Origin of the sequence: Brevibacillus fortis (assembly GCF_003013395.1) — a bacterium.
GTDB lineage: Bacteria > Bacillota > Bacilli > Brevibacillales > Brevibacillaceae > Brevibacillus > Brevibacillus fortis.
The window spans coordinates 1-23,334 of the sequence record NZ_PXZM01000045.1; the positions used below are offsets into that span (position 1 = coordinate 1).

The window sequence follows — 23,334 nt, forward strand, 5'->3', positions numbered from 1 at the left end:
TTGAAGGAATAAACCTTCAATGTTCCTCGGTAGCTCAGTTGGTAGAGCAATCGGCTGTTAACCGATCGGTCGGCGGTTCGAGTCCGTCCCGAGGAGCCATATGGATGGATGTCCGAGCGGCCGAAGGAGCACGATTGGAAATCGTGTAGGCGGTGTCGAACCGTCTCGTGGGTTCAAATCCCACTCCATCCGCCATCTTGGCCCGTTGGTGAAGCGGTTTAACACAGCAGCCTTTCACGCTGTCATACAGGGGTTCGAATCCCCTACGGGTCACCTAGAAAAATCCCTACACACTTGTAGGTGATTTGGAGGCTTAGCTCAGCTGGGAGAGCATCTGCCTTACAAGCAGAGGGTCGGCGGTTCGATCCCGTCAGCCTCCACCACTTATATTAACGGACAAGGAAGGTCAGCTAAAAGCGCCACGTCCTGTGGCAACACTGACACTCAGTCGTCCTGACTATCGCGGGATGGAGCAGCTCGGTAGCTCGTCGGGCTCATAACCCGAAGGTCGCAGGTTCAAATCCTGCTCCCGCAACCAAATTTTCTACTTGCACTTCGTTGAGTGATCAAGTAGGATCGGAATGCCCATTGGGTGCAACCAAATATGGAGCTGTGGTGAAGTTGGAGTTCACGCCGGTCTGTCACACCGGAGGTCGCGGGTTCGAGTCCCGTCAGCTCCGCCATTTCTAATCAAATGAAATTGGCGCATAAAGCATGTATATAAGGCTCGGTAGCTCAGTCGGTAGAGCAGAGGACTGAAAATCCTCGTGTCGGCGGTTCGATTCCGTCCCGAGCCACCTTTTATAGGGGCATAGTTTAACGGTAGAACGAAGGTCTCCAAAACCTTTGGTGTGGGTTCGATTCCTACTGCCCCTGCCATTTTTCAAGACAATAGTAGTAATCATGGCGGTCGTGGCGAAGGGGTTAACGCACCGGATTGTGGCTCCGGCACTCGTGGGTTCAAGTCCCATCGATCGCCCCATAAATTCATAGTTGGGGATTACTTATTGGGGTATAGCCAAGCGGTAAGGCAACGGACTTTGACTCCGTCATTCCTAGGTTCAAATCCTAGTACCCCAGCCATTAAAATGCGGACGTAGCTCAATTGGTAGAGCGTCGCCTTGCCAAGGCGAAGGTCGAGGGTTCGAGACCCTTCGTCCGCTCCATTTCTCAAAATGTTTCACCTTATATCATGGAGGCATAGCCAAGTGGTAAGGCACGGGTCTGCAAAACCCTCACCCCCGGTTCAAATCCGGGTGCCTCCTCCAAAGTATTTGCCGGTGTGGCGGAATGGCAGACGCGCGCGACTCAAAATCGTGAGGGAAACCGTGGGGGTTCAAGTCCCTTCACCGGCACCATACATACAAGCAAGCTCTGAAAATCAATTATTGATTTCAGGGTTTTTTTTATGTTTATACGTAAAAAAATTGCTAGGAGAAAGAGAACAGGAACGTGATGCCAGGTTTCCCTGAGAAGGGAGGAATATGACTTGGTTATTTCGTTTGCCTACAGGACATTAAGATTGATTATCAATCTCAATATAAGTATGATTAAACATGGACGGATAGGATTTAATTTATCCAATAGTGAAAATGATTATCACTATTGTGAAATAAGCTTCGGAACAATGGGAGGTGCGAAAAGTGAAAATCGATATCAATAAGCTTGCAGAGCATTTTGCGCATACTTCTTTTCGGGTGGAACAAGTCTGTCGCTATGCGCGAGATCCGGGAATGCGCTGTGATGGCTATACGGAGCCTTTTCCAGGCTTTGTATTTCCCTTAAGAGGTAAGGCAGAGTTTGTTTTTAATGGAACGCCCTACACGCTTGCTCCGGGAAAGGTAGTGCACGGTGGCGCACATATGCAATTGGATAGACAGGTCGTTGGCAATACCAGATGGGAGTATCTGCTTGTGCTGTATCGAATCTGTGCTCCCGAGCCGACAGGCTTTTGCCTGCCCAAAGCGCATTTTGAGCTTACACTAGGGCATAGCCCCCGCCTGACCGAGCTCCTTGAGCTTCTGTGGCGGGTTTCTCGTCAGCCGGGCGGAATTCCCGCTTTTCAGACAGAAATGTTGTTCCGCTGTGCATTAGAGGAACTGTTCGTCTGTGTCCGTAACCAAAGTAACGACGGTGAGCAAGCGTTATTTGAGCAAATATCGAAATACATACATGATCGTTATATGGATCATCTGACTGTACGAGCCTTAGCGGAACAAAATGAGATCAACGAGAACAGGCTGTTCTATGTATTCAAGAAGTACACAGGCATGGGGCCAGGAAAATATTTAATGGCATACCGTCTTAATCGGGCAAAGGAATGCTTGTTGGCTAATGATGCGCCAATTGGCGAGGTGGCCATTAGTGTCGGATACACAGATGCATTTTATTTCAGCCGTATCTTTAAAAAGCAGTTTGGTGTCTCCCCTGGAGAATTCCGGGCGACATTCAGGAATAATCCATATGGTTTTCAGGATAGCTCCATTCCTATATAAAACGTGTTTTGCTACACTGGCCTTACCAAGCTAGCCATGCAAAACTAAAGTCATATCGGAGGAGTCATAATGAGAAGACTCATGGGACTAATGGTCTCAATCGCACTTTTGGCGGGTATTTTGACAGGTTGTGCTGGAACGTCCAATAGCAGTTCAGCTTCAAGCAGCACGCCCGCTGTAACAGAGGAGACAGGAACACCCATCCAAAAGGATAAGGAAACAGGAAAATGGCCGAGAACATATGTAGATGCTCTAGGCCGTGAGATCGTATTGGAAAAGAAGCCGGAGAGAGTAGCCCTCCTCTTCTTTCGAAATTTTGAGCATTTGTTTTTGCTTGATGAATCCCCTGTAGCTGCTACGGATCTCAACGTGCTTGATGAGTGGCAATCCCTGGCGCCGTATAAGGATAAGGAAATTGCGGATCTCGGATCAATAGCGAATCCCAATCTAGAAAAGTTACTGGAAGTCGATCCGGATTTAATTATCGTGGTCGCGAATCGGTATGAGAAATACGGAGAAAAATTGGAGCAAATAGCGCCGGTTGTTGTCGTGGATACCAATGAAAACAATTGGCAAGGTGCGTTGCGAGAATATGGAAAAATATTTGGCAAAGAGCAAAAGGCTCATGATGAAATTACGCGTATTGAAACACTCCTTGCCGATTCAAAAGAGCAATTAAAGGCATACAACGACAAAACCTTTGGTTTGATTATGCTGGGAGACAAGCAATTTTGGGCTTTTACGACACAGTTTATTTTCAATAAGGAAAGTGGTCTCGGTTTAAATCCACCAAGCAAGTATGCAGACATGTCAACAAAAGGAGAGCAGATTTCTTTGGAGGGACTGGCAGCAATGAACCCTGATTACATGTTTGTTGCTGATATAGGAGGGTCTACGAAGAATTTGGAGAGTTACTTAAAAAACCTGGAAAGTGATTCTGTATGGAATTCGCTTGGCATAATAAAGAATGGTCATATGTACGCGTTAGACAGTTCGATTGCGGCCGGTGGACCGTTGGCGATCGAACTCGGAGTAAAAACCATCATGGAAAAGATTCGGGCCAAATAGAATCGTCTGTAACAGAGGAGAGGTCAAACGATGAAAAACGAGGAATGGTATGACGTAACGATCATCGGAGGTGGGCCAGCTGGTCTTTTCTCCGCTTTTTACAGCGGTCTTAGAGAAATGAAGACCAAGCTGATTGAATATCAACCAGTACTGGGCGGTAAAATCCATGTCTATCCAGAAAAAATGATTTGGGATGTCGGCGGTCTTACTCCCATTCTTGGAGAAAAATTAATCGAACAACTGGTTGAACAAGGACAAACCTTTCACCCGACTGTGGTCCTCAATCAGAAAGTGGAACGGATGGAACGTGACGAATCAGGATTATTTGTGCTCCATACTGCTTCAGGAGAACGGCATTATACAAAAACCGTCATTCTAGCAATAGGTGGAGGAATTTTAAAGCCCCAAAAAATTGATTTGGAGGGTGCAGATAAGTTTGAAGTAACAAATCTAAATTATACGGTAAAATCACTGAAGCGGTTTAAGGATAAAACAGTGATCATTTCTGGCGGAGGAAACTCGGCGGTTGATTGGGCAAACGAGCTTGAACCGATCGCTCAACAAGTGTATCTAACGTATCGAAAAGACACTTTATCAGGACACGAGGCACAAGTAAAACAGCTCATGAACAGTTCTGCAAAATGTTTTTTTGACACTTCCATTACCAGGTTGATTGCTTCTCCCAATCACGAGAAGATTGAACGAGTTGAACTGACTAACCATGTAACAGGTGAAAAACAGGTGCTACATATTGACGAAGTTATCATCAATCATGGTTATGAGAAAGACAGGTCACTGTTGGAAAATAGCAAAGTCAAGCTCGAGTTAAGCGAAGAGTATTTTATTGAGGGTCAAGCTACCAGTGCGACCTCAGTGCCAGGTATTTATGCGGCGGGGGATATACTGAAGTATGAGGGAAAAGTGCACTTGATCGCAGGGGCTTTCCAAGATGCAGCGAATGCGGTAAATCAGGCTAAACTTTATATACAGCCTGAAGCGCATAAAAGCGGAATGGTTTCTTCGCATAATGACATTTTTCAAAGCCGAAACCGTGAGTTGATAAAACACATGATGAAATAGGGTTTTATCGGAAAGAATAATGGCAGGAAATAAGAGCAAAATCGGCTTGTCAATCACGCCATCGTGATTGATGAGCCTTTTGTGTATGTATGTCGCCTGCTTCGGGCAGGAATGCTGAGTAGAAGACCGGAACCGCTTATGGTACAAGAAGTCCTGGTCTTCTAAATCACTAGATATTTGAAATATGGAAATAGTGCATGTATCACTATCTCCGATCAAAAGCAAGACTTGCTGCAAGACCTGTCAAGACACTTGCCATTAGCCAACGCTGCACCCGTAGCCATGTTGGGCGTGTACCAAACCACACAGCAACTCTGCTCGCTACAAGAACGATAAGCAGGTTAATGTTAAAACTGACGGCTATTTGTGTTAGACCTAAAATAGCACCTTGCTGGAGCACCGATCCCCGCGTAGGATCTACAAACTGAGGTAAGAGCGAAACATACAATATAGCAATTTTGGGGTTCAGTAGATTTGTCATCAATCCCATCAAAAATAACTTTTTTGGCGATTCAATAGAAAGAGTATTAGGCTTGAGAATGGAAGCAGCACCTGGTTTGACCGCATTCCAAGCGAGCCAGAGCAGGTAAACAGCCCCGGCCCACTTGACTGACTCGTAAATGAACGGAACCGTTAGGAAAAGAGCCGAGAGACCGAGCATAGTTGCGATCATGTAAATCACGAATCCAAGTATAACGCCAAGAAGCGAGATGACTCCAGCTGTGCGACCTTGCGAAATCGTACGAGAAATTAGGTAAATCATGTTAGGGCCAGGAGAACAAACCATACCAAGTGAAACAAATATGAAGGCAATAAAAGTACTAAAACTCACCAATTTATATTACTCCTCTCCGTGGTTCATCAAAGTTAGAAACTATTATATATCCCAAGTACAGTTTTGGTAGCATTTTTTGCAATGAGTATGGGAAAATTTTTAGGCTACTAATAAACGGAATTGCTAAATTTATTACTTAGTTAATCATTTGCAAGGAAACCAGATGGTGATATTCTTTTCGGTATTGTATACTTTCGATGCAGGCTCAATCCAAATTGCAATCGACAGTAGAATAGCACATGCTTTTCGGGAATAGTGAATACGTGAGCGAATATTGTCCGTAACAAGAATGAGGTGGTTTTGATGAAGTACGGTTTGTATGACAAACCGCCAGTGGGCACAACCATTTTGTCCGCTCTCCAATGGATGATCGTAGCCGTATCGAGCAGTGTAGCGGTACCTCTGATGATCGGTGATGTCTACGGTCTTGGACCGGATGAAATCGGTAACTTGATGCAGCAGACTATGTTTTTTATTGGTCTGGCTTCTCTTTTGCAGGTATGGATCGGTCACCGATATCCTATGCTGGAAGGACCAGCAGGGATTTGGTGGGGGATCTTTATTATTTTGGCACAGATCGGAACCAGTGTGGGACTAGAGCCGCGTGAGATCGGGCAGTCTTTTCAGATCGGACTCATAATGGCTGGGGTCTTGTTCTTGATCTTTGGCTTGATGGGATGGATCGGGAAGCTGCAGAGATGGTTTACGCCTCTCGTTTCGGGGACATACATGATTTTGCTTGCTGTCTCGTTGTGCAGCAACATTTTGGCTGGGATGCTGGGGATCGGATTCCAACATTCCAAAGAAGTGATCCCGCAGGTGGCGATTGTCTCGATCGCGATCGTTGCGTTGGTAATCGTAGTGATGCGGACGAAGCGTTTTTCCAGCTTTGCGGTTTTGTTTGGAATGGTGGCAGGATGGTTGTTCTATGCCGGTATGGGTTGGACTGAGCCTGTCCGGCCTGCTGAACAAGTGATTGCGTGGCCGTCACTCTTTTTCTGGGGACCTCCTCTCTGGGATTGGGGAGTCATTCTGACAAGCATGCTGACGGGCTTCGTGCTGTTGACCAATCTGGTAACTAGCATGGTGGTCATGGGTAAAGCGACTGACACAGTACCGACTGAGGAGCAGTACAACCGCGGAGGAGTCTTTACAGGGGTGTCCCATCTGTTGTCCGGGCTTGGTGGAGTAGTGGGGATGATTCCGCTCTCGCTTGCTGCTGCGGTTATTCAGACGACGCGAATGGCGGCTCGATTGCCTTTTATGCTGGCTATGGTCGGCATCATGATCATAGGCTTGCTGCCTTATGTCTCGAACTTTTTGGCGGCTCTGCCTACACCAGTTGCATATGCAGCCATGTTCATTTCCTACACACAGCTGCTAGGATTTGGACTAAAGGATTATGTGAATGTAAAAATGGACGATCGGACGATTACGGTAGGTGGGAGCTCCTTGTTGGTGGGGATCGGAGTGATGTTTGTTCCATCGACCGCATGGCAGCATTTGCCTCCTCTCGTCAGCTTCCTTTTTGGGAACGGCTTGCTGCTCGGGGTTATCGTCTGCTTAGTGCTGGAACATGTCATTTTCCGAAGGACTGGAGATGATGACAAGAAAAAAGACGGCCACGCTGCTTGACGGGCCGTTTTTTCTATTAGACAGGGAGAATATAAGCGCTATCCAAATCGCCGCCATTGATCTCCGTAAACATCCTGCCGACCGAGTTCAGGATCTCGTCCTTCTTTTGTGAGCTTACTTGCTCGTGGAAAAAGATCACTTGTATGAGATTGCGGCTATTTTCGGTGACACAAGAGCGCTTGGAGTCAACGATCGGGCTGCCAAAAGCTCCTTTGTCATCTGAGAGCAGCAGCTTGCCTTCCATGTTGACCTCGCGACCATTCAATCCCTCGTATACGTCTTCACTGGTGCCGACTCGCAAAATGACATCTCCAACTAATTGCTCCTGGTCATAAATGCCAAAAGGAAGGGCATGGAGGACGGAGAAGAAATTATTGACGTCGACCGCGCTGTTGATCCAGAAAAATGCATTTCCTTGCAAAAGTCTGCGAAGCAGCGCCTCAGATGAGGGGCGGTACCGCGATGGATCGGTGCCGACCTGTTTGAAAGCAGCTCGCCACTCGCGAATGCCCTCAATCTTAGTCAAGCGTGCAGGATCGTGCTCGAGACGGAGGCTTTCCACAAAGTAATTGATGCGACCTTGAAGCATTTTAGGGGAGTCGCTTACGGAAGCACCGCTATAGTGGAGAATGCCCAGAGAAAGTTGAGGGAGGCGTTCAGTTACAGAAGCGTCCAGCTGTACTTTCATCATGTGTCACTCCTTTTTATACCTATTTTTTGGTAGTATAACAAAATTTTTTTGTGGAAGCGACAAAGCTTCGTTACAATAGAATAAGAATCATACTGGAGCAACTCTCGAAGATGGTTCTTCAGGAGGCGCAGCAGCTTATATAGACAGCGTACAAAGTTCATGATAAACAAAGAACGTAAGGAGGAATTACCTGACGATGACGATGCGTGAGGTTGAGATTTATACAGACGGAGCTTGTTCCGGCAATCCAGGACCAGGTGGTTGGGGAGCTGTACTGATGTACGGCCAACACATCAAGGAAATGTCCGGTGCCGAACCACATACAACGAATAACAAAATGGAGTTGTTGGCTGCCATCAAGGCACTCTCTACATTGAAGGAGCCTTGTAAGGTGACGCTGTACAGTGATAGTGCATACTTGGTTAACTGCTTCAAGCAAGGCTGGTATAAAGGCTGGCTGAAAAACGGCTGGAAAAACAGCAAAGGTCAGCCGGTAGAAAATCAGGATTTATGGAAAGAACTGCTGCAATTGATGGACACCCACAAGGTAGAGTACGTAAAAGTCAAAGGACACGCCGACAACAAATGGAACAACCGCTGCGACGAACTGGCGACAGGAGCGATTAAACAACTGTGAACGACTTGCTGTACTGGGAGCAGACAAAGCAGTCCATCATTGACTATGCCAAGGAAATCGGAATCGATAAGATCGGGTTTGCCAGTGCCGATCCATTCACGACCTTAAAAGAACGGCTTCTTGTACACCGGGAAAAGGGTTATGAATCTGGATTTGAGGAGCCTGATTTAGAAAAGAGGACGAACCCAGAGCTGTTGTTGGACGGGGCACGTTCGCTGATTTCAATAGCACTGGCATATCCATCCAAGCTAAAAAATCCACCGAAGTCGGAGCCAGGTGCGTATCGGGGAATCTTGTGCCGCGCAGCATGGGGAACCGATTACCATCACGTCCTGCGCTACAAGCTGGACAAGCTGACTCGATTCATCATGGAGCTGGAGCCAGGGGCTCGGATCGAATCCATGGTAGACACGGGAGCACTGTCAGATCGTGCAGTAGCCGAACGGGCTGGGATTGGGTTTGTAGGAAAAAACTGTGCCATCATAACGCCGGAGTTCGGATCATGGGTGTACTTGGGGGAACTTGTTACGAATCTTCCGTTGCCAAGCGACCAACCGATCGAAGAAGGCTGTGGCGACTGTAATATTTGTGTAGACGCTTGTCCGACCGGAGCCTTGATTCAGGGCGGGCAACTTGATGCACAGAGATGTGTTGCTTATTTGACTCAGGTAAAAGACTTTATTCCAGATGAATTCCGGGGGAAAATCGGGAATCGGCTGTATGGTTGTGACACTTGTCAGACGGTATGTCCTAAGAATCGTCGCATCGACAACGACCATCATGCTGAATTCCAGCCTGATCCGGAGATTGCCAAGCCTTTGTTGATTCCGCTGCTGCAGATGAGCAATAAGGAATTCAAGGAAAAGTTCGGGCTATCCTCCTCATCCTGGCGGGGAAAAAAACCGATTCAGCGCAATGCCATACTAGCGCTTGCCCATTTCAAGGATCGGACGGCTGTTCCTCATTTAGAGCGTCTTTTGTTCGAAGACCCCCGTCCAGTCATTCGCGGAACTGCTGCGTGGGCACTTGGAAAAATCGGAGGAGTGCAGGCACAAGAAGCGCTCATTTCCGCAAAAGCAAAAGAGGACTCACCAGAAGTGGTGGAAGAGATAGAAAAAGGCATGAGCATGATTCGTGCACAGGCTTAGTTTGAACGAGAAAGGGAGGACGTAAAATGGCAAAGGAATTAGGCTATACCATGATGGATTCACCAATTGGACCATTGCTCTTGGCTTCTACAGAAGAAGGGCTGTGCTACATTCAGTTTGCCAATGAAGAAGACGGATTGGCGCCGCTTGTGCGCTGGTGCAAAAAAACGTTCTTAGGAATTACCCCAACGCGCAACGATGCGATCAATGAGTCTGCAAAAAAACAATTAGAAGAGTATTTTGTAGGCAAGCGCAAGACGTTTGATGTTCCAACCGTGCTGTACGGGACTCCCTTTCAAATGGCTGTATGGAATGAGCTATCGAACATCCCCTATGGAGAAACTCGTTCTTACAAAGATATTGCCTTGGCTATTGGAGCGGCGAAAGCTGTTCGGGCCATTGGCGGTGCGAACAATCGTAATCCGATACCTGTCATCATACCGTGCCATCGTGTGATTGGCTCGAATGGTGCCTTGGTCGGATACGGCGGTGGCTTATCCATTAAAGAATATTTGCTTTCCTTAGAAGAAGGTCCACTATTTGCCTACGCTTCTTCCAAATAAGCTGTCTGCTTGCTCGGACAGCTTTTCTTTTTCTTCTGAATGCACCGTGAGCGACATATTCTTCATTGAGATGAACGGTTCTTGAGTCTATGTCGCATTCTGGAGGCGGAAAGGGGGAGGGGAGTGTGGAGTGGCGTGAATTTGTTCAGCAATACTTTCAGGCAGTTCACCAGTCATCTATGGATGGAAAGTATGAGCGGTTGCTGCCTTTTTATTGTGCAGGAGAGTCTGGCGCACAGGAAGAATGGGATCGACTGAACCGGGAAAAACGGAAAATCGAAGAGCGGGGAGTCAAATTATTGGCTGTCCAGGGACAAGTAACGCCCCTATGCTGGGTAGATACCGATGCCACCATGGAAATAACGGTTCAATGGCAAGAAAAGAAAACCCTGGAGATCAAGCATACCCAGTATAAAGAGGCAAACAAACGATTGTTCCAGCTCCAGTTGCTCAAAACGAATGAAAAGTGGTCGATAATAGGGGCTAGGGAGTCGAGCGGAGATCAAAAATTGGCGGTCGAGGAAGAGGAAAAGCCTGTCATCGTTGTGTCAGGCGACGAGGATGCCATTGACCAGCCTATGCTGATTGTTCATGGAGCTGGAGGTTACGATGCCGCAAATGCAGTCGCGTATGCGGAACGCTATTGGAATACGACCAATCCGGTGTATCCTCGTTTTACGGATGACTGCACGAATTATATTTCGCAATGTTTATACGCTGGTGGAATCCCTATGCTGATGTCGAAAGAGATGGGCAAGGGGTGGTGGATTCGCACGGGAAAAGGCGCATCATGGAGCTATAGCTGGACGGTAGCGCATAGCTTGTATTTGCTTTTGAAATCGGGTGGACCACCTATGCGGGCGGTTACGAAAAGCTCTGCGGCTGAATTGGTTCCAGGCGATATCATTTGTTATGATTTTAACGGGGATGGACGCTTTCAGCACAATACGATCGTGGTCGCAAAAGACGCGAATCAGATGCCGTTAGTGAATGCCCATACGACAGATAGCAGCATGCGTTATTGGGCATATGAGGATTCCACAGCCTATACGCCCAAAATGCGCTATGCCTTCTTTCATATAAGAGGGGTGTAGCCAGCAAAAACGGATTCGTCACCGCTTGCGAAAAAAAGCTCTTCGTATAAAAGCGATACTGCGAACCATCCAAATTATTGCAGCGAAAACGAGCATGTCTGAAAAGGTATGCGGTTCTCCTTTGATGGATTGGATGTAAATCAAGCCATGGAACAAGACGATGATAAAAAGCCATGGATTGGCGAGATGAAGCCTTTTCCAACTGGAGCCACCCAGCCATTCTTCTGCACGTGCAGAAGAAGTCAGCCACAGGGCCAGTAGAATGAAAAGAGCAAGCAGGCCAAGGTAGTTCGCAACGCCTGTGAGGGTCCAGTTGGGAGATGGCCATATGGTTGGATCAGAGGAAGCGAAAAAGAACAGACCGAGCCATCCAGCAGCCTTTTCAGAATGGTTTTCATGTATGATCATCAGGCGGGGCTCACCTTCAAAAAGGACGAGTACAAGAATGACGTGCAGCAGACCCGTTAACCCAGCCCATATGCCAATATCTCGACGGATGGACAAGCTGATAGCCATCCAGTGAGCAGGGAGCCAGGACTGGAGTGGACCAATCAGTAAGGTGAAGCCGATTAAAATAAATGAGAGATAGCCGAGGATCATGCTCCATGTTTCTGTGGCAGGGAACGAAGAAAAGTCAGTCCACATCCAACTGGCACCTAAGAGGATCAAACTCAGGATGCCCACATGTGTGACAAGGCGTCGCCCACATGAAATGTTTGTCTCCATCTAATCGTCACTCCTTTGATAGCCAAAAGTTTTCTGATTAGATGCAGCAGGCACTCCATTTGTTACAGAAGCTGTGCACGGTGGTATAATAGGACGTGTACAAGTATCAAGTTCGCCATTTACAAGGAGATTTTCAGATATGCCGTTACATATTGTATTGCATGAGCCACTCATCCCGGCCAACACGGGAAACATTGCCCGTTCATGTGCAGCGACAGGAGCGCACCTGCATTTGATTCATCCGCTCGGATTTTCAACGGACGATCGTTACTTGAAGAGGGCTGGTCTCGATTATTGGCATGCGGTAAATGTTCACCATCATGAGAGCTTCGAGCACTTTGCTGCGGCACAAGGAGAAGGTGCGGGCACCTTTTACTTTGTGGAGACCTGGGGGGAAAAGCTGTATACAGACGTTTCTTTCCAGGATGGCGACTACATTATTTTGGGCAAGGAGACGACGGGCTTGCCAGAAGAGCTGACAGAAAAATATCGGGAACAGACGATTCGCATTCCGATGGGCGGTGCGACCCGTTCTGTGAACCTGTCCAATTGTGCAGCTATTGTCTTGTTTGAGGGACTTCGTCAGTTAGGTTTTCCATCGCTATCGTAAGGATTTGGGAGGGAGAGAGCAATTATGACTGTGAACACCATCCTGTTTGATTTGGACGGTACGTTATTAGAGATGCAGACAGAACCCTTTGTCAAAAGTTACTTGGTTGAAGTAGGTCGTCATGTCGGAGATCAGTACGATACGGAAAAGCTGTTGGCGCTGATTTGGGATGCGACAAAGGCAATGATCATGAACCAAGAGCCTGACAAGACGAATGAGCAAGTTTTTATCGAACATTTTACCGAACACAGTGAGTGGGATCGAGAGGAAATATGGCAGCTGTTCGATTCATTTTATCGCGATGTATTTCCGACACTTTCTCACCTGACGTATCCTTCGCCATGGGCAAAGCAGATTATTGCTGCTGCCAAAGAGCAAGGATTTCGGGTTGCAGTAGCGACGAATCCTGTTTTCCCGCGTGATGCGATTCATCATCGCCTTGCTTGGATCGGGATGTCCCCGGATGATTTTGAGCTGGTTACCAACTACGAGGAATCGCATTTCACGAAGCCGAATCATGGATATTACAATGAAATTTGCCAAAAGCTCGGGGCTGAACCGACAGATTGTGTCATGGTTGGGAATCACATGCAGGAAGACATGGTCGCATCCAAGCTGGGGATGAAAACATTTTTGGTAACGAATTGGATGGAAGACCGTGGTGAGCCTCAGTATCCGGTAGATCAGCGTGGATCATTAGAAGAGCTGTTTACGGCGATTTCTGAAAAAAGCGGTGTGTTTGCGCGTTAAGAAACGACCATGAAAGAATAGGCGAGAAGCAGGCTGTCCGTTTAAAAAAATGGTCAAGCCTGCTTTTTCACATACTTTTCCCAAAATCATCAGGTAGGCTAGGTGTGTACGACCATGTTTTACATAATAAAGGAGGAAATTCTACATGAAAAAACTTGTTTCGTCTCTGGTGATGGCTACCTTGCTGTTTAGCGGTATATCTGCAGTGGCTGCGGCGGATACAGCAGTGACCCCAACAGTTAAGCACGCGAAAGCGGAGAAAAAGGAAGAAAACAGAGCCAAGCTGAACGCGAAGGCTGCCAAGTGGGGCGTAGAAACCACGGATAAAACAAATAAGGAAGTAAAAGCAGCGATTCAAGAAGCAAAAGCAGCAAAGAAAGCAGATAACGCTGAGAAAAAAGCAGCAAAAGAAGCGAAGAAGCAAGAACAACTCTCCAAGCTAAACGATAAAGCTGGGAAGCTGGGCGTTGACACGACAGGTAAAACCGCGAAGGAAGTAAAAGCGGCCATTAAAAATGCAAAAGAAGCTAAAAAAGCAGAAAACCCTGAGAAAAAGGCAGCAAAAGAAGCGAAGAAGCAAGAGCAGCTCGAGAGCCTGAAAGAAAAGGCTGCCAAGTGGGGCGTTGACACAGCAGGAAAGAGCGCAAAAGAAATCAAGGCAGAGATCGAAGTGAAGAAAGCAGAAAAGAAAGAGAATAAGAAATAACAAGAAAACAAAAAAAGCAGGTTGCCCTAGTAGGCAGCCTGCTTTTTTTCCTGGATGATCCTTACATGTTCCAGGTTTTGTCCTCGTTGTAGCCAGCTGTCAGAATGAAAAACAGAAAAGCTCCGAAGACCAATGCTACGATAAATGTACCCACGTTTGACAGCTCCTTTCGTAAACAAACTACTCTCATTATAGCGTAGCCTGCCCACTTTGCAAACGAATTAAAGCTGCTGTGCCCTTAAGTGAGACAATTTTCGATAGTCATGCACAAGTTTCAAAAATGCACTAAGCGAAATATACACACTCAGTATTTCACCCGTATCGAGTTCCATTCCTGTCACTGCTTGGTAAATAAATATCGCCAGAATCACCAAGCTCGCGATGCCGGTCAAATAAAGTCCTTTTTTCACTTGAATGCGTTCTACTTGAATGTCCATGATTGTTCCTCCTGTTATTTTATGCCAATCCGTATTGGCATCCGTGTATGCTGCTTATGATTGTATTTTACAGGGGAGATGGGCTTACAAACCATCGAATCAACTTACAGCTACGCCCGTTAAACCTTACAATTCCGTAATCTTCCAAGCTGTAAAAAAGTAATGTGCCGTATTTTTATGGGAAGATTGCTGAAACTTGTGCTGATGTCTCGCATACACATATGTAAAGGCTGTAAGAGCCTGTTGGCAACCGGAGAAAACGGCTTGCACGTGAATGCGTGACCGCAGGCGGACATATACATGAGAGTACATTGTCGTTGGGAAGAGAGAGGGGCTTAAGAGGAGGAGTGTCGAACATGGACATTTTAAAACGGATCGCTGAGCACCGAGCCCGCGAAGAAAACCTGATGTGGAGAGGAACATTCGCTGAATATTTGCAACTGGTACGTAAAAATCCGCAAATTGCCCAGACGGCGCATTCACGCGTCTACAACATGATTAAAAGTGCGGGGGTTGAAGAGAACGAGGACGGCTCACGTTCGTATCAATTTTTTAGTCGAGAAATCTTCGGACTGGATCGTTCTGTTGAGCGCCTAGTGGAGGAATATTTCCACTCAGCTGCACGTCGTCTGGATGTCCGCAAACGCATCTTGCTCTTGATGGGACCTGTCAGTGGCGGTAAGTCTACGCTCGTGACGATGCTCAAGCGAGGACTGGAAGAGTATTCCCGGACGGAAGACGGAGCGATCTATGCACTTGATGGCTGCCCCATGCACGAAGAACCACTTCATCTCATTCCGCACGATCTGCGTCCAGAGGTGGAAGAAGAGCTGGGAATCAAGATTGAAGGAGAATTGACGCCCTATAACCGGATGAGGTTGGAGACCGAATTCGGAGGGTGCATCGAGGATTTCCCTGTTCACCGGATTTTGTTTTCTGAAGCCAATCGTGTCGGGATCGGTACATTTAGCCCTTCCGATCCGAAGTCACAGGATATTGCCGATTTGACGGGCAGCATCGACTTTTCGACGATTACGAAGTACGGCTCTGAGTCCGACCCTCGTGCTTACCGTTTTGATGGTGAACTGAACAAAGCCAATCGCGGATTGATGGAGTTTCAGGAAATGCTGAAATGCGACGAGAAATTTTTGTGGCATCTCCTATCGCTGACACAGGAAGGAAACTTCAAGGCAGGTCGTTTTGCCCTCATTTCTGCAGATGAGCTGATTGTGGCGCATACGAACGAATCGGAGTACAAGGCTTTTATTGCGAATAAGAAAAATGAGGCACTGCAATCAAGGATTATCGTCATGCCGATGCCGTATAATCTGCGTGTCAGTGACGAAGAAAAAATATACTCTAAATTAATTAAGCAATCCGACTTGGGGCATGTGCATATTGCTCCGCACGCTCTCCGGTCAGCAGCAGTCTTTTCCATTATGACCCGCTTGAAGGAATCGAAAAAACAAGGGGCAGATCTGCTGAAAAAGATGCGGTTGTATGACGGTGAATCGGTGGAAGGCTTCAAGGGAGCCGATCTGGAAGAGCTGCGAAACGAGCATGCCGATGAAGGAATGTCTGGTATTGATCCGCGTTATGTCATTAACCGTATCTCCAGTGCCCTGATCCGCCGCGACACGGAGTGCATCAATGCGCTTGATATTCTTCGGGCGCTAAAAGAAGGCTTTGACCAGCATCCATCCATCACCAAGGAGCAGCGGGAGAGGTATATGAACTTCATCTCCATCGCGCGCAAGGAATACGACGAGCTGGCGAAAAAAGAAGTGCAGAAGGCGTTTGTCTACAGCTATGAAGAATCGGCTAAAACGCTCATGGATAACTATTTGGACAATGTGGAAGCTTATTGCAACATGAACAAAATCCGCGACCCCGTTACAGGTGAGGAGATGGATCCAGATGAGCGCCTGATGCGTTCTATCGAGGAGCAAATCGGCATCTCGGAAAATGCCAAGCGGGCCTTCCGTGAAGAAATTCTTATCCGTATTTCGGCCTATGCACGTAAAGGGAAGCGTTTTGACTACAGCACGCATGATCGTCTGCGGGAAGCTATCGAGAAGAAGCTGTTTGCCGATCTGAAGGATGTCGTCAAGATTACGACCTCGAACAAAACACCAGATGAACATCAGCTCAAGAAAATTAATGAGGTCACCAAGCGCCTTATCGAAGAGCATCAATATTGCCCGGTTTGCGCAAATGAGTTGCTGCGCTACGTGGGAAGTTTGTTGAACAGATGACAGAACGTTGGCGACATGAGGAGCACGTCATATTCGGCGCAGATTGCGCCAGTTGCTAGGAGGAGACGGCATGAAAGATGAATCATCGTTCATTGTCTCCCGGGAAGACTGGTCGCTGCACCGCAAAGGGTACCAGGACCAAAATCGACACCAGGAAAAAGTGAAAGAAGCGATCAAAAAAAATCTGCCCGATCTCGTCAGCGAAGAAAACATCATCATGTCGAATGGTCGGGAAGTCATTAAGATCCCTATTCGCTCCCTGGATGAATACCGATTGCGTTTTAACTTCCAAAAGGGAAAACATGGCGGTCAAGGTAAAGGAAACAGTAAAGTAGGCGATGTCATAGCCCGTGACGGCGATCCGGCGCAAGGGGCTGGAAAAGGTCAGGGAGCGGGCGACCAGCCAGGTATAGACTACTACGAGGCTGAAATCAGCGTAGAAGAATTGCAGGAGATGCTTTTCGCCGAGCTGGAGCTGCCGAACCTTCAACAAAAAGATGAGGAACAAATCGTCGTGGAAGAGACTCGGTTCAATGATGTCAGGAAAAAGGGCTTGATGGGCAACATTGATAAAAAACGTACGCTGATTGCGGCCATCCGCCGAAATGCGCTGGCAGGCTACAGTGATATGGAGCTGGGGATCACGGATGACGACCTACGCTTCAAGACGTGGGAAGAGATCATCAAGCCTCATTCCAACGCAGTCATTATTGCGATGATGGATACTTCGGGAAGTATGGGTGTGTTTGAAAAGTACATCGCTCGCAGCTTTTTCTTCTGGATGGTACGTTTTCTGCGCACCAAGTATGAAAAAGTCGAGATCGTCTTCATCGCCCATCATACGGATGCGAAGGAAGTGACGGAGGACACCTTTTTCTCAAAAGGGGAAAGCGGGGGGACGATCTGCTCCTCTGCCTATAAAAAAGCGTTGGAGATCATCGATAGCCGCTATCCGACATCACAGTACAACATTTATCCATTCCATTTTTCCGATGGCGACAACCTCACGTCTGACAATGAGCGTTGCGTAAAGCTGGTCAAAGAGCTCATGGAGAGATGCAACATGTTCGGCTATGGCGAAGTGAATCAGTATAATAGGCACAGCACCCTCATGTCAGCATATCGCCACATCAAAGAGCCGAAATTCATGCATTGTGTCATTCGGGAAAAGGGCGAGGTTTACAAGGCGTTGCGTACTTTCTTTGGGAAAAAAGAAGCTGTGAAGTAGTCTATAGAGGCAACCGGGCGAGAAATCGTCCGGTTGACTTATATTTGTTAGCATGAGCCACATGAACAAAATGTGAGGGGTGTTACTATGTATCCACAAAAGCATCGGATGCGCAACACAGGAGCCTTCACTTTCTTGGCCTACTTTACATTAGGCGCAGGCGTACTGCTATTTTCCATTGGTTTATACAATGCAACTGGTCTTCAACTGCACGAAAAGGGGTACTATATCGCATGCATGCTTCTGGTAGCAGTTGGATCGATTTTGACGCAAAAAGTAGTGAGAGATAATGCAGAGGATCGAGCGATTATCGAGGAGCAAGAAAGAGAATTGAACTTGAAGGTGTCGAAAGCGGAGAAAGACACGAATAAATAGCCTGGTTACATATCGAGGAATGGCTAGCTATATCGAATACTATAATCACAAACGGATTAAGGCAAAATAAAAAGGCATGAGTCCGGTACAATACCGAACTTATGCCCAGGCAGCCGCCTAATTAAATGACAATGACATGTCTAACTTTTTGGGGTCACTTCAGATCATGCCCTGACGGTTTTTCGAATGAGCTGTACAAACTCCTCTGCTTTCTCGATGTGTGGAGCGTGCCCCACATTTTCCATGACGATCTCCTGATAGGAACCACCAGCTCGCTGATATTGTTCCAGCACATCCCGAATTTGTGAGACCATCGGTTGTGGGGGATATTCGTCTTCCCCCGGCCAGCCGGGTACATAGCCAAGTTTGCCCAGCGTACCGAAATCAGCAAGCGATTGATCTGAGATAATGGCATCATCCGCACCGCGAATCCATAAAATCGGACACTTCGGCTCCATCTGGACAATACCGGACAAATTTACGTATTTAGGAGAAATCGCATTCGTAATCCCCGTCGATCCAGGAGCAACACCGGGCCAATCGGTTACGTATTCAAAGGCACCGGGGTAAAAGTCCTCCCCAATCCGCGTGGAGAGTATTGCACTCACATAACGGTCTTCCTGCTCTAGGGCAACCTGGAACGGGGGCTTGAAATAGAGCTGGTTCATGACATTCCGAGGACTGGAGGGAGCTTCATTGCCCATATCTTTGGCTGCTATCCTTTTGACCAGCTCGGAGTTGGCGGCTCCACCACCCGAACCTGAGAAGCTGCTGTAGCACGGGGTACCAGCTATATCCTTGGTTCCACCAAAGCCGTAAGGGGACATCGGGGCGACTAGAATCAGGGAGCGGACTTCCTCCGGGTAATCGATGGCAAACTGCATCACGATGCCTCCACCCAACGACCAGCCGGCAAGATGGACAGGTGTTGGCAAGTCCAATGCCCGAATAAACGAATGAAGGTCATCCGACCAGTCTCGCAAACCGCGTGTCGCATCGATTGGCAATGCTTCACTTGCTCCGTAGCCACGCATATCAGGAGCATACACACGGTACTGCTCACACAGAGCCGCAATGGTATCATCCCAGAACAAGTTGGATGAGGCATTGCCGTGAATGAGAAGAAGGGGTTCTCCTTCCGGTACGCCTGCTGTCAGATAGGAAACGAGCAGGCGATTGGTCTGAATGGTTTTCGTTTCGATTCGTGTATCCATCAATGATGTGCCTCCTTTCATTGTGTAAGACCATAAATATCAGAATATTTCTATTATATATCTGTTCGGTTACAAAATGAAAAAAGAAAACAACCGCCCTTGAAAGGCGGTTGCAGGAAGATTACATATGGAGACCACGCATTTGCTGTTCGATTTTCTCAAAGCCGCCAGAGACCTTAACGACTTCGTCTTTTTGCTCAGAAACGAGAACAAGCACTTCTTCCAGGCTCTCTTTGTTCTTGTCGGTAATATCTGCGTTGACTTCAACTTTTGCGCCGACTTCCTGAATCATGCTGTGAACATGAATGATGAACTCTTGCAGGTTTTTCGTTTTATCCGCGAAGTTTTGCATGTAATTATCTACATTGGTGAACATTTCTTGTACTTCGAGGATGCCCTCGCTATTTTTCTCAAAAGAAGTTTGTGACTCGGAAATCATATCCGATACGAGCTTCATTTTTTCGCGAATGGTCATGAGCAGGTTCGAGATCGACTCAGAGGATAGCTTGGAGGATTCAGCCAGCTTGCGTACTTCATCCGCTACGACAGCAAAGCCTCGGCCGTGTTCGCCTGCGCGAGATGCTTCAATCGTGGCATTGAGTGCCAACAGATTGGTTTGTGCAGAAATCTCGGAAATGGTTTGAATGATTTTCCCAATCGATTCGGTTTCCTTATTGAGCTCTTGGATCAGCTGGTTCGTACCTTGGATGTCCTTGATGAATCGTTCAAAGTCATTGCCGATGTTACCGATGCGTTTGCCGCTCTCGTTAGTGGCTTCTTTGGTCGATTCTACGTACTCATGCATCTCCGTAACAGAGCGGGTCATGTCCTCAACTTGCAGATTCGTCGAGCTCATTTCGCGACGCAGCTCGTCCGTATTGCTGGTCTGGGTCGTAAAGGACTCCATAATGTCTTGCAGGGAAGCAACTGTTTCCACAGCACGAACGTTCACGCCATCCGTCACCTTGTTCAAATTCTCTTGATAGTCTTGCATTGAAGTGAGTGATTCATTGATCTGATCCAGAACACGTTGCAACGATTCCTTCGAGGCAATCGCTTCTTGCTTTTGTTGCTCGCTTTCTTGTTGCAGCTTGTTATTGAATACAGCATGCATCATGCTCGTGACAGAGACGAAGCAGAAGGTAAGCAGGAAGTACATCAGATCAATATTGTTAGTCGAATGGAAAATCGTTTCTCTCTGTGTTAGGAAGTAGTAAGAGACAATACCCAATGTCGATACAATCGTCAAAATATTAATGAGTCGGTCTTGATAAATCCCCATGACTGCTACAAAGAACATAATGGTCATGATATTGATCATATGCGGGTCTAGTCCAACTACGATGAACATGAACATCCCGATTACGACCAAGTTGAAAAACTTCATGAAGGGCGCTGCTTTTTCACGGAAGCTCGGGCGATTGGAGATGTAAGTAAAAGGTGCCAGCACGCCATACAAAATACCCAGTATCGTGAATACGAATGTGTATGATACGCCTAGAAAAAGGTTTAAGACCTGAACAACCGTAATAATACTTGCGAATACGATTACGACCCAATTGTTTCTTCTTCTCAATAGATCAATGTTATCCATGTTACCCACCTACCTCGACTTTTACTTGGTTGGATGACGACGAATTGTACCAGGAATATTTCGGATCGTGCTTATTGTCATAGACATCTTTTAGATGGAAAAGGGTCGGAATGGCGTCGGCCCCTTTGTAAAAGACGATATCTCTGGTCTGAGTTGCCTTTACTTGATATTTCTTGTTAATAAACTTAAAAAATGTCGGATCTGCTACACCGATTGCGTGGGTGTAGCCTTGCTTTTCAGCGTAATCTATCATCAGGCAAATGCCTTGTTGCCCTAGTTGTCCGCGGTATTTCGGCAAAACAGCGAGACTGTCTACCTCCATTACTTTCATATCTGCTGTAACAACATCTTGAAAAAGTGATTTCATATAAGCACTTGAATTGGAAAAGGGTGTCATCTCAAATGTTCCACCTGCTTCACCATCTTCAGCGATTAAGAGGAACAGAGCAGAGCCTTCTTTCGCGTACTCCATTTCGAAGCCCATGCTTGTCCAGACTGTTTGTTTAATTTCATGAAATTTTGCTAAATCTTGTACGGTTTCTACTTGTTTGTACATAACTTCTCCACTCCATCATTTTCTCTGATTGAATCATGTTGTGTAAGTTTGACGTCTCAAAAGTTATGCTTTACCATCCGTTATGAAAATGAAAATGCTTTCATCCTCCTTTCAAAAAAGTAAACACAAAAAAAGGCCGTTCCATCAAAATGGAACAACCGAAGCTACCAACATCAAAAAATGGTCACAAGATGATGGCAACCCGGCTATCATGGTCAAAGACTAGACTGTAGACCCGTGGTTTTGCGTCGCCACCTTTCGATGACTTTGCCTTTTGCATTTTTTAGCAAAATTTGTAAATATGTGTCGAATTTTGCTAGATATAATTATGGAAAATATAAGCCAAAAGAAATATCCTTGTCAAGTTTTGGTAGGGAAAATTAACTAATTGTTCATAAAGTGTTTCCCGAAAATCACCCGTAACAAAAATTTTCCAACTATCCGATAACTAGAAGGAATAGGAGGGGATTTTATGAAGGAAGTAAAAGTGATTCAATTTTACTTTTCCGGTGGCGGTGACACGATTAGCATCGAAACGACGGAACCGGAAGAGATCATTCAAATGGTCGCTAATCAAGACGGTGGATGGCTACAGTACGATGATGTTGTCATCAACGTCAGAAATGTTTCGTATATCAAAGTACGCAGTCAGGCGTAAGGATAGGATAATGGCGTCAAGCTCGTCAGGAAAAAGCTCTCCTTTAAATGAGGAGGGTTTTTTCGTGTTGGAGGTAACGCTCCTGGTTATCCTATTAATAGAAGAAAAAGGAGGGTGACAAGATGACGCTGGAAGAAGTCATGCAGAAGCTCGAAGCGATGGGGACAGAACAGACGAAAAAAACGTTATTGCGGCATGGGGCTAAAGAACCTTTGTTTGGCGTGAGAGTCGGTGATATGAAAAAGCTGGTCAAGGAGGTAAAGCGTGATCAGCAGCTCGTCTTGGCGTTGTACGATACAGGAAACTACGACGCCATGTACTTGGCCGGATTGACGGTTGACCCGAAGAGCATGACAAAAGAGCGGCTGCAGGCTTGGGTCAAGCAAGTTTCTTGGCACGCGCCTGCCGAATATACGGTTGCGAGTGTAGCAGCTGAGAGCAATTTTGCCATGGAGCTGGCACGGGAATGGCTCCAATCAAAAGAAGAGATGGTAGCCACATGTGGGTGGAATACGTATTCGAACTACCTGTCGATTACTCCCGATGAACTGCTAGATAAAGAAGAAATCAAAAGGCTTCTCATGAGAGTGAAGGAGACGATTCACCAGGAACAAAATCGCGTACGGTACACCATGAATCAATTCGTTATTTCAGTAGGCGCGTATGTACCGGAACTTCATCAGGAAGCGTTGGAAGTGGCTGCAGCGATTGGCAAAGTACATGTAGATGTCGGACAGACAGCTTGCAAGGTTCCGTTGGCTACGGAGTATATCAAAAAGATAGAGGAACGAGGGAGTGTCGGAAAAAAGAAAAAGACGTGCATCTGCTAGTCGGGCATTTTTCTCTTTCCTTTGGCGTATATTTCTAAGGTGCTTTTGTTTGCTAAAGTATCGACTATTCCTTGCTAATGTGCTATCATGATACCTTGTTAACGTATTACCACTTTATCAGAGTAAAATATAGAGTAGGGATAACGAGG

Annotated in this window: 23 protein-coding genes, 13 tRNA genes and 1 riboswitch; of the genes, 29 read left to right on the forward strand and 7 right to left on the reverse strand. The window is 46.7% G+C overall.

Features of this window, described 5'->3' with window-relative positions; all coding sequences use genetic code 11:
- Positions 1–23 precede the first annotated feature (23 nt).
- The 16 genes from C7R93_RS24870 to C7R93_RS24945 all read left to right on the forward strand — a co-directional run bounded on the left by C7R93_RS24870 (position 24) and on the right by C7R93_RS24945 (position 4,643).
- Positions 24–99 (forward strand) — tRNA-Asn (locus C7R93_RS24870).
- 3 nt (positions 100–102) lie between these two features.
- Positions 103–195 (forward strand) — tRNA-Ser (locus tag C7R93_RS24875).
- Positions 196–199: 4 nt separating this feature from the next.
- Positions 200–273, forward strand: a tRNA-Glu gene (locus tag C7R93_RS24880).
- Positions 274–307: 34 nt separating this feature from the next.
- Positions 308–383: transfer RNA gene (locus C7R93_RS24885), tRNA-Val, on the forward strand.
- Between the two features lie 78 nt (positions 384–461).
- Positions 462–538 (forward strand) — tRNA-Met (locus C7R93_RS24890).
- A gap of 68 nt (positions 539–606) precedes the next feature.
- Positions 607–683 (forward strand) — tRNA-Asp (locus C7R93_RS24895).
- 41 nt (positions 684–724) lie between these two features.
- Positions 725–797 (forward strand) — tRNA-Phe (locus C7R93_RS24900).
- A gap of 8 nt (positions 798–805) precedes the next feature.
- Positions 806–879: transfer RNA gene (locus tag C7R93_RS24905), tRNA-Trp, on the forward strand.
- 27 nt (positions 880–906) lie between these two features.
- Positions 907–982, forward strand: a tRNA-His gene (locus C7R93_RS24910).
- Between the two features lie 26 nt (positions 983–1,008).
- Positions 1,009–1,083: transfer RNA gene (locus tag C7R93_RS24915), tRNA-Gln, on the forward strand.
- A gap of 7 nt (positions 1,084–1,090) precedes the next feature.
- Positions 1,091–1,166 (forward strand) — tRNA-Gly (locus C7R93_RS24920).
- 28 nt (positions 1,167–1,194) lie between these two features.
- Positions 1,195–1,268 (forward strand) — tRNA-Cys (locus C7R93_RS24925).
- Positions 1,269–1,276: 8 nt separating this feature from the next.
- Positions 1,277–1,358 (forward strand) — tRNA-Leu (locus C7R93_RS24930).
- 285 nt (positions 1,359–1,643) lie between these two features.
- Positions 1,644–2,495 carry a helix-turn-helix domain-containing protein gene (locus C7R93_RS24935; RefSeq protein WP_208637851.1) on the forward strand — a complete coding sequence of 284 codons (852 nt, stop codon included), beginning with the start codon at positions 1,644–1,646 and terminating at the stop codon, positions 2,493–2,495.
- A gap of 69 nt (positions 2,496–2,564) precedes the next feature.
- On the forward strand, positions 2,565–3,563 hold the full coding sequence (locus tag C7R93_RS24940; protein ID WP_106841312.1) for an ABC transporter substrate-binding protein: 999 nt from the start codon (positions 2,565–2,567) through the stop codon (positions 3,561–3,563).
- A gap of 30 nt (positions 3,564–3,593) precedes the next feature.
- The gene (locus C7R93_RS24945) at positions 3,594–4,643 is read left to right on the forward strand and encodes an NAD(P)/FAD-dependent oxidoreductase (RefSeq protein ID WP_106841313.1); all 1,050 of its coding nucleotides are present in this window, start codon (positions 3,594–3,596) and stop codon (positions 4,641–4,643) included.
- 205 nt (positions 4,644–4,848) lie between these two features.
- Here the strand turns inward: C7R93_RS24945 and C7R93_RS24950 are convergent, their stop codons facing one another.
- Positions 4,849–5,478 (reverse strand): LysE family translocator, encoded by a 630-nt coding sequence (locus C7R93_RS24950; protein WP_146142440.1) that lies wholly within the window; start codon positions 5,476–5,478, stop codon positions 4,849–4,851.
- Positions 5,479–5,781: 303 nt separating this feature from the next.
- On the opposite strand from C7R93_RS24950, the gene C7R93_RS24955 reads away from it, so the two are divergent.
- A complete protein-coding gene (locus C7R93_RS24955) occupies positions 5,782–7,113 on the forward strand; it encodes a purine/pyrimidine permease (RefSeq protein ID WP_106841314.1) in 1,332 nt (443 codons plus the stop codon).
- Between the two features lie 16 nt (positions 7,114–7,129).
- Here the strand turns inward: C7R93_RS24955 and C7R93_RS24960 are convergent, their stop codons facing one another.
- Positions 7,130–7,801 carry a B3/B4 domain-containing protein gene (locus tag C7R93_RS24960; protein WP_106841315.1) on the reverse strand — a complete coding sequence of 224 codons (672 nt, stop codon included), beginning with the start codon at positions 7,799–7,801 and terminating at the stop codon, positions 7,130–7,132.
- Positions 7,802–8,006: 205 nt separating this feature from the next.
- On the opposite strand from C7R93_RS24960, the gene rnhA reads away from it, so the two are divergent.
- From rnhA to C7R93_RS24980, 4 genes are all read left to right on the forward strand, one after another.
- The gene (gene rnhA, locus C7R93_RS24965) at positions 8,007–8,441 is read left to right on the forward strand and encodes a ribonuclease HI (protein WP_208637852.1); all 435 of its coding nucleotides are present in this window, start codon (positions 8,007–8,009) and stop codon (positions 8,439–8,441) included.
- A complete protein-coding gene (queG, locus tag C7R93_RS24970; RefSeq protein ID WP_106841317.1) occupies positions 8,438–9,589 on the forward strand; it encodes a tRNA epoxyqueuosine(34) reductase QueG in 1,152 nt (383 codons plus the stop codon). Before rnhA ends, queG begins: the two co-directional genes overlap by 4 nt.
- 26 nt (positions 9,590–9,615) lie before the next feature.
- The gene (locus tag C7R93_RS24975; protein ID WP_106841318.1) at positions 9,616–10,152 is read left to right on the forward strand and encodes a methylated-DNA--[protein]-cysteine S-methyltransferase; all 537 of its coding nucleotides are present in this window, start codon (positions 9,616–9,618) and stop codon (positions 10,150–10,152) included.
- Positions 10,153–10,277: 125 nt separating this feature from the next.
- Positions 10,278–11,246, forward strand: coding sequence for an amidase domain-containing protein (locus C7R93_RS24980; RefSeq protein WP_106841319.1), 969 nt, complete (start codon positions 10,278–10,280; stop codon positions 11,244–11,246).
- A gap of 18 nt (positions 11,247–11,264) precedes the next feature.
- Here the strand turns inward: C7R93_RS24980 and C7R93_RS24985 are convergent, their stop codons facing one another.
- Complete coding sequence (locus C7R93_RS24985) at positions 11,265–11,972, reverse strand: ferric reductase-like transmembrane domain-containing protein (protein ID WP_106841320.1); 708 nt, start codon at positions 11,970–11,972, stop codon at positions 11,265–11,267.
- A gap of 139 nt (positions 11,973–12,111) precedes the next feature.
- Here C7R93_RS24985 and trmL point away from each other — a divergent pair, with 139 nt between their 5' ends.
- The 3 genes from trmL (at position 12,112) to C7R93_RS25000 (ending at position 14,038) form a co-directional block, all read left to right on the forward strand.
- Positions 12,112–12,582 carry a tRNA (uridine(34)/cytosine(34)/5-carboxymethylaminomethyluridine(34)-2'-O)-methyltransferase TrmL gene (gene trmL, locus C7R93_RS24990; RefSeq protein ID WP_106841321.1) on the forward strand — a complete coding sequence of 157 codons (471 nt, stop codon included), beginning with the start codon at positions 12,112–12,114 and terminating at the stop codon, positions 12,580–12,582.
- A gap of 24 nt (positions 12,583–12,606) precedes the next feature.
- Complete coding sequence (locus C7R93_RS24995; protein ID WP_106841322.1) at positions 12,607–13,332, forward strand: HAD family hydrolase; 726 nt, start codon at positions 12,607–12,609, stop codon at positions 13,330–13,332.
- Positions 13,333–13,477: 145 nt separating this feature from the next.
- Positions 13,478–14,038 (forward strand): hypothetical protein, encoded by a 561-nt coding sequence (locus tag C7R93_RS25000; protein WP_106841323.1) that lies wholly within the window; start codon positions 13,478–13,480, stop codon positions 14,036–14,038.
- A 221-nt stretch (positions 14,039–14,259) separates the two neighbouring features.
- On the opposite strand, the gene C7R93_RS25005 is transcribed toward C7R93_RS25000, so the two are convergent.
- Positions 14,260–14,475 (reverse strand): hypothetical protein, encoded by a 216-nt coding sequence (locus C7R93_RS25005; RefSeq protein ID WP_106841324.1) that lies wholly within the window; start codon positions 14,473–14,475, stop codon positions 14,260–14,262.
- A gap of 356 nt (positions 14,476–14,831) precedes the next feature.
- On the opposite strand from C7R93_RS25005, the gene C7R93_RS25010 reads away from it, so the two are divergent.
- The 3 genes from C7R93_RS25010 to C7R93_RS25020 all read left to right on the forward strand — a co-directional run bounded on the left by C7R93_RS25010 (position 14,832) and on the right by C7R93_RS25020 (position 18,333).
- Positions 14,832–16,730: a PrkA family serine protein kinase gene (locus C7R93_RS25010; RefSeq protein ID WP_106841325.1), complete on the forward strand. Its 1,899-nt coding sequence runs from the start codon at positions 14,832–14,834 to the stop codon at positions 16,728–16,730.
- A 70-nt stretch (positions 16,731–16,800) separates the two neighbouring features.
- Positions 16,801–17,958, forward strand: a complete 1,158-nt coding sequence (gene yhbH, locus C7R93_RS25015; protein ID WP_106841326.1) for a sporulation protein YhbH — start codon at positions 16,801–16,803, stop codon at positions 17,956–17,958.
- A gap of 87 nt (positions 17,959–18,045) precedes the next feature.
- Positions 18,046–18,333 (forward strand): YiaA/YiaB family inner membrane protein, encoded by a 288-nt coding sequence (locus tag C7R93_RS25020; RefSeq protein ID WP_106841327.1) that lies wholly within the window; start codon positions 18,046–18,048, stop codon positions 18,331–18,333.
- A 164-nt stretch (positions 18,334–18,497) separates the two neighbouring features.
- On the opposite strand, the gene C7R93_RS25025 is transcribed toward C7R93_RS25020, so the two are convergent.
- The 3 genes from C7R93_RS25025 to C7R93_RS25035 form a co-directional block, all read right to left on the reverse strand.
- A complete protein-coding gene (locus tag C7R93_RS25025) occupies positions 18,498–19,547 on the reverse strand; it encodes an alpha/beta fold hydrolase (protein WP_106841328.1) in 1,050 nt (349 codons plus the stop codon).
- A gap of 121 nt (positions 19,548–19,668) precedes the next feature.
- Positions 19,669–21,141: a methyl-accepting chemotaxis protein gene (locus tag C7R93_RS25030; protein WP_106841329.1), complete on the reverse strand. Its 1,473-nt coding sequence runs from the start codon at positions 21,139–21,141 to the stop codon at positions 19,669–19,671.
- Position 21,142: 1 nt separating this feature from the next.
- Positions 21,143–21,697 (reverse strand): GNAT family N-acetyltransferase, encoded by a 555-nt coding sequence (locus C7R93_RS25035; protein WP_106841330.1) that lies wholly within the window; start codon positions 21,695–21,697, stop codon positions 21,143–21,145.
- Between the two features lie 193 nt (positions 21,698–21,890).
- Positions 21,891–21,979: riboswitch (cyclic di-GMP riboswitch) on the reverse strand.
- A 190-nt stretch (positions 21,980–22,169) separates the two neighbouring features.
- On the opposite strand from C7R93_RS25035, the gene C7R93_RS25040 reads away from it, so the two are divergent.
- Complete coding sequence (locus tag C7R93_RS25040) at positions 22,170–22,355, forward strand: hypothetical protein (protein ID WP_106841331.1); 186 nt, start codon at positions 22,170–22,172, stop codon at positions 22,353–22,355.
- Between the two features lie 122 nt (positions 22,356–22,477).
- Positions 22,478–23,185, forward strand: a complete 708-nt coding sequence (locus C7R93_RS25045) for a DNA alkylation repair protein (RefSeq protein ID WP_106841332.1) — start codon at positions 22,478–22,480, stop codon at positions 23,183–23,185.
- Positions 23,186–23,334: the final 149 nt, after the last annotated feature.

What these genes read in the sequence shown, in the direction of transcription:
- C7R93_RS24940 (WP_106841312.1), top strand. Translation starts at nt 2,565, where the DNA reads ATGAGAAGACTCATGGGACTAATGGTCTCAATCGCACTTTTGGCGGGT.
- C7R93_RS24945 (WP_106841313.1), top strand. Translation starts at nt 3,594, where the DNA reads ATGAAAAACGAGGAATGGTATGACGTAACGATCATCGGAGGTGGGCCA.
- C7R93_RS24955 (WP_106841314.1), top strand. Translation starts at nt 5,782, where the DNA reads ATGAAGTACGGTTTGTATGACAAACCGCCAGTGGGCACAACCATTTTG.
- C7R93_RS24960 (WP_106841315.1), bottom strand. Translation starts at nt 7,801, where the DNA reads ATGAAAGTACAGCTGGACGCTTCTGTAACTGAACGCCTCCCTCAACTT.
- rnhA (WP_208637852.1), top strand. Translation starts at nt 8,007, where the DNA reads ATGCGTGAGGTTGAGATTTATACAGACGGAGCTTGTTCCGGCAATCCA.
- C7R93_RS24975 (WP_106841318.1), top strand. Translation starts at nt 9,616, where the DNA reads ATGGCAAAGGAATTAGGCTATACCATGATGGATTCACCAATTGGACCA.
- C7R93_RS24985 (WP_106841320.1), bottom strand. Translation starts at nt 11,972, where the DNA reads ATGGAGACAAACATTTCATGTGGGCGACGCCTTGTCACACATGTGGGC.
- trmL (WP_106841321.1), top strand. Translation starts at nt 12,112, where the DNA reads ATGCCGTTACATATTGTATTGCATGAGCCACTCATCCCGGCCAACACG.
- C7R93_RS24995 (WP_106841322.1), top strand. Translation starts at nt 12,607, where the DNA reads ATGACTGTGAACACCATCCTGTTTGATTTGGACGGTACGTTATTAGAG.
- C7R93_RS25000 (WP_106841323.1), top strand. Translation starts at nt 13,478, where the DNA reads ATGAAAAAACTTGTTTCGTCTCTGGTGATGGCTACCTTGCTGTTTAGC.
- C7R93_RS25005 (WP_106841324.1), bottom strand. Translation starts at nt 14,475, where the DNA reads ATGGACATTCAAGTAGAACGCATTCAAGTGAAAAAAGGACTTTATTTG.
- C7R93_RS25010 (WP_106841325.1), top strand. Translation starts at nt 14,832, where the DNA reads ATGGACATTTTAAAACGGATCGCTGAGCACCGAGCCCGCGAAGAAAAC.
- yhbH (WP_106841326.1), top strand. Translation starts at nt 16,801, where the DNA reads ATGAAAGATGAATCATCGTTCATTGTCTCCCGGGAAGACTGGTCGCTG.
- C7R93_RS25020 (WP_106841327.1), top strand. Translation starts at nt 18,046, where the DNA reads ATGTATCCACAAAAGCATCGGATGCGCAACACAGGAGCCTTCACTTTC.
- C7R93_RS25025 (WP_106841328.1), bottom strand. Translation starts at nt 19,547, where the DNA reads ATGGATACACGAATCGAAACGAAAACCATTCAGACCAATCGCCTGCTC.
- C7R93_RS25030 (WP_106841329.1), bottom strand. Translation starts at nt 21,141, where the DNA reads ATGGATAACATTGATCTATTGAGAAGAAGAAACAATTGGGTCGTAATC.
- C7R93_RS25035 (WP_106841330.1), bottom strand. Translation starts at nt 21,697, where the DNA reads ATGTACAAACAAGTAGAAACCGTACAAGATTTAGCAAAATTTCATGAA.
- C7R93_RS25040 (WP_106841331.1), top strand. Translation starts at nt 22,170, where the DNA reads ATGAAGGAAGTAAAAGTGATTCAATTTTACTTTTCCGGTGGCGGTGAC.
- C7R93_RS25045 (WP_106841332.1), top strand. Translation starts at nt 22,478, where the DNA reads ATGACGCTGGAAGAAGTCATGCAGAAGCTCGAAGCGATGGGGACAGAA.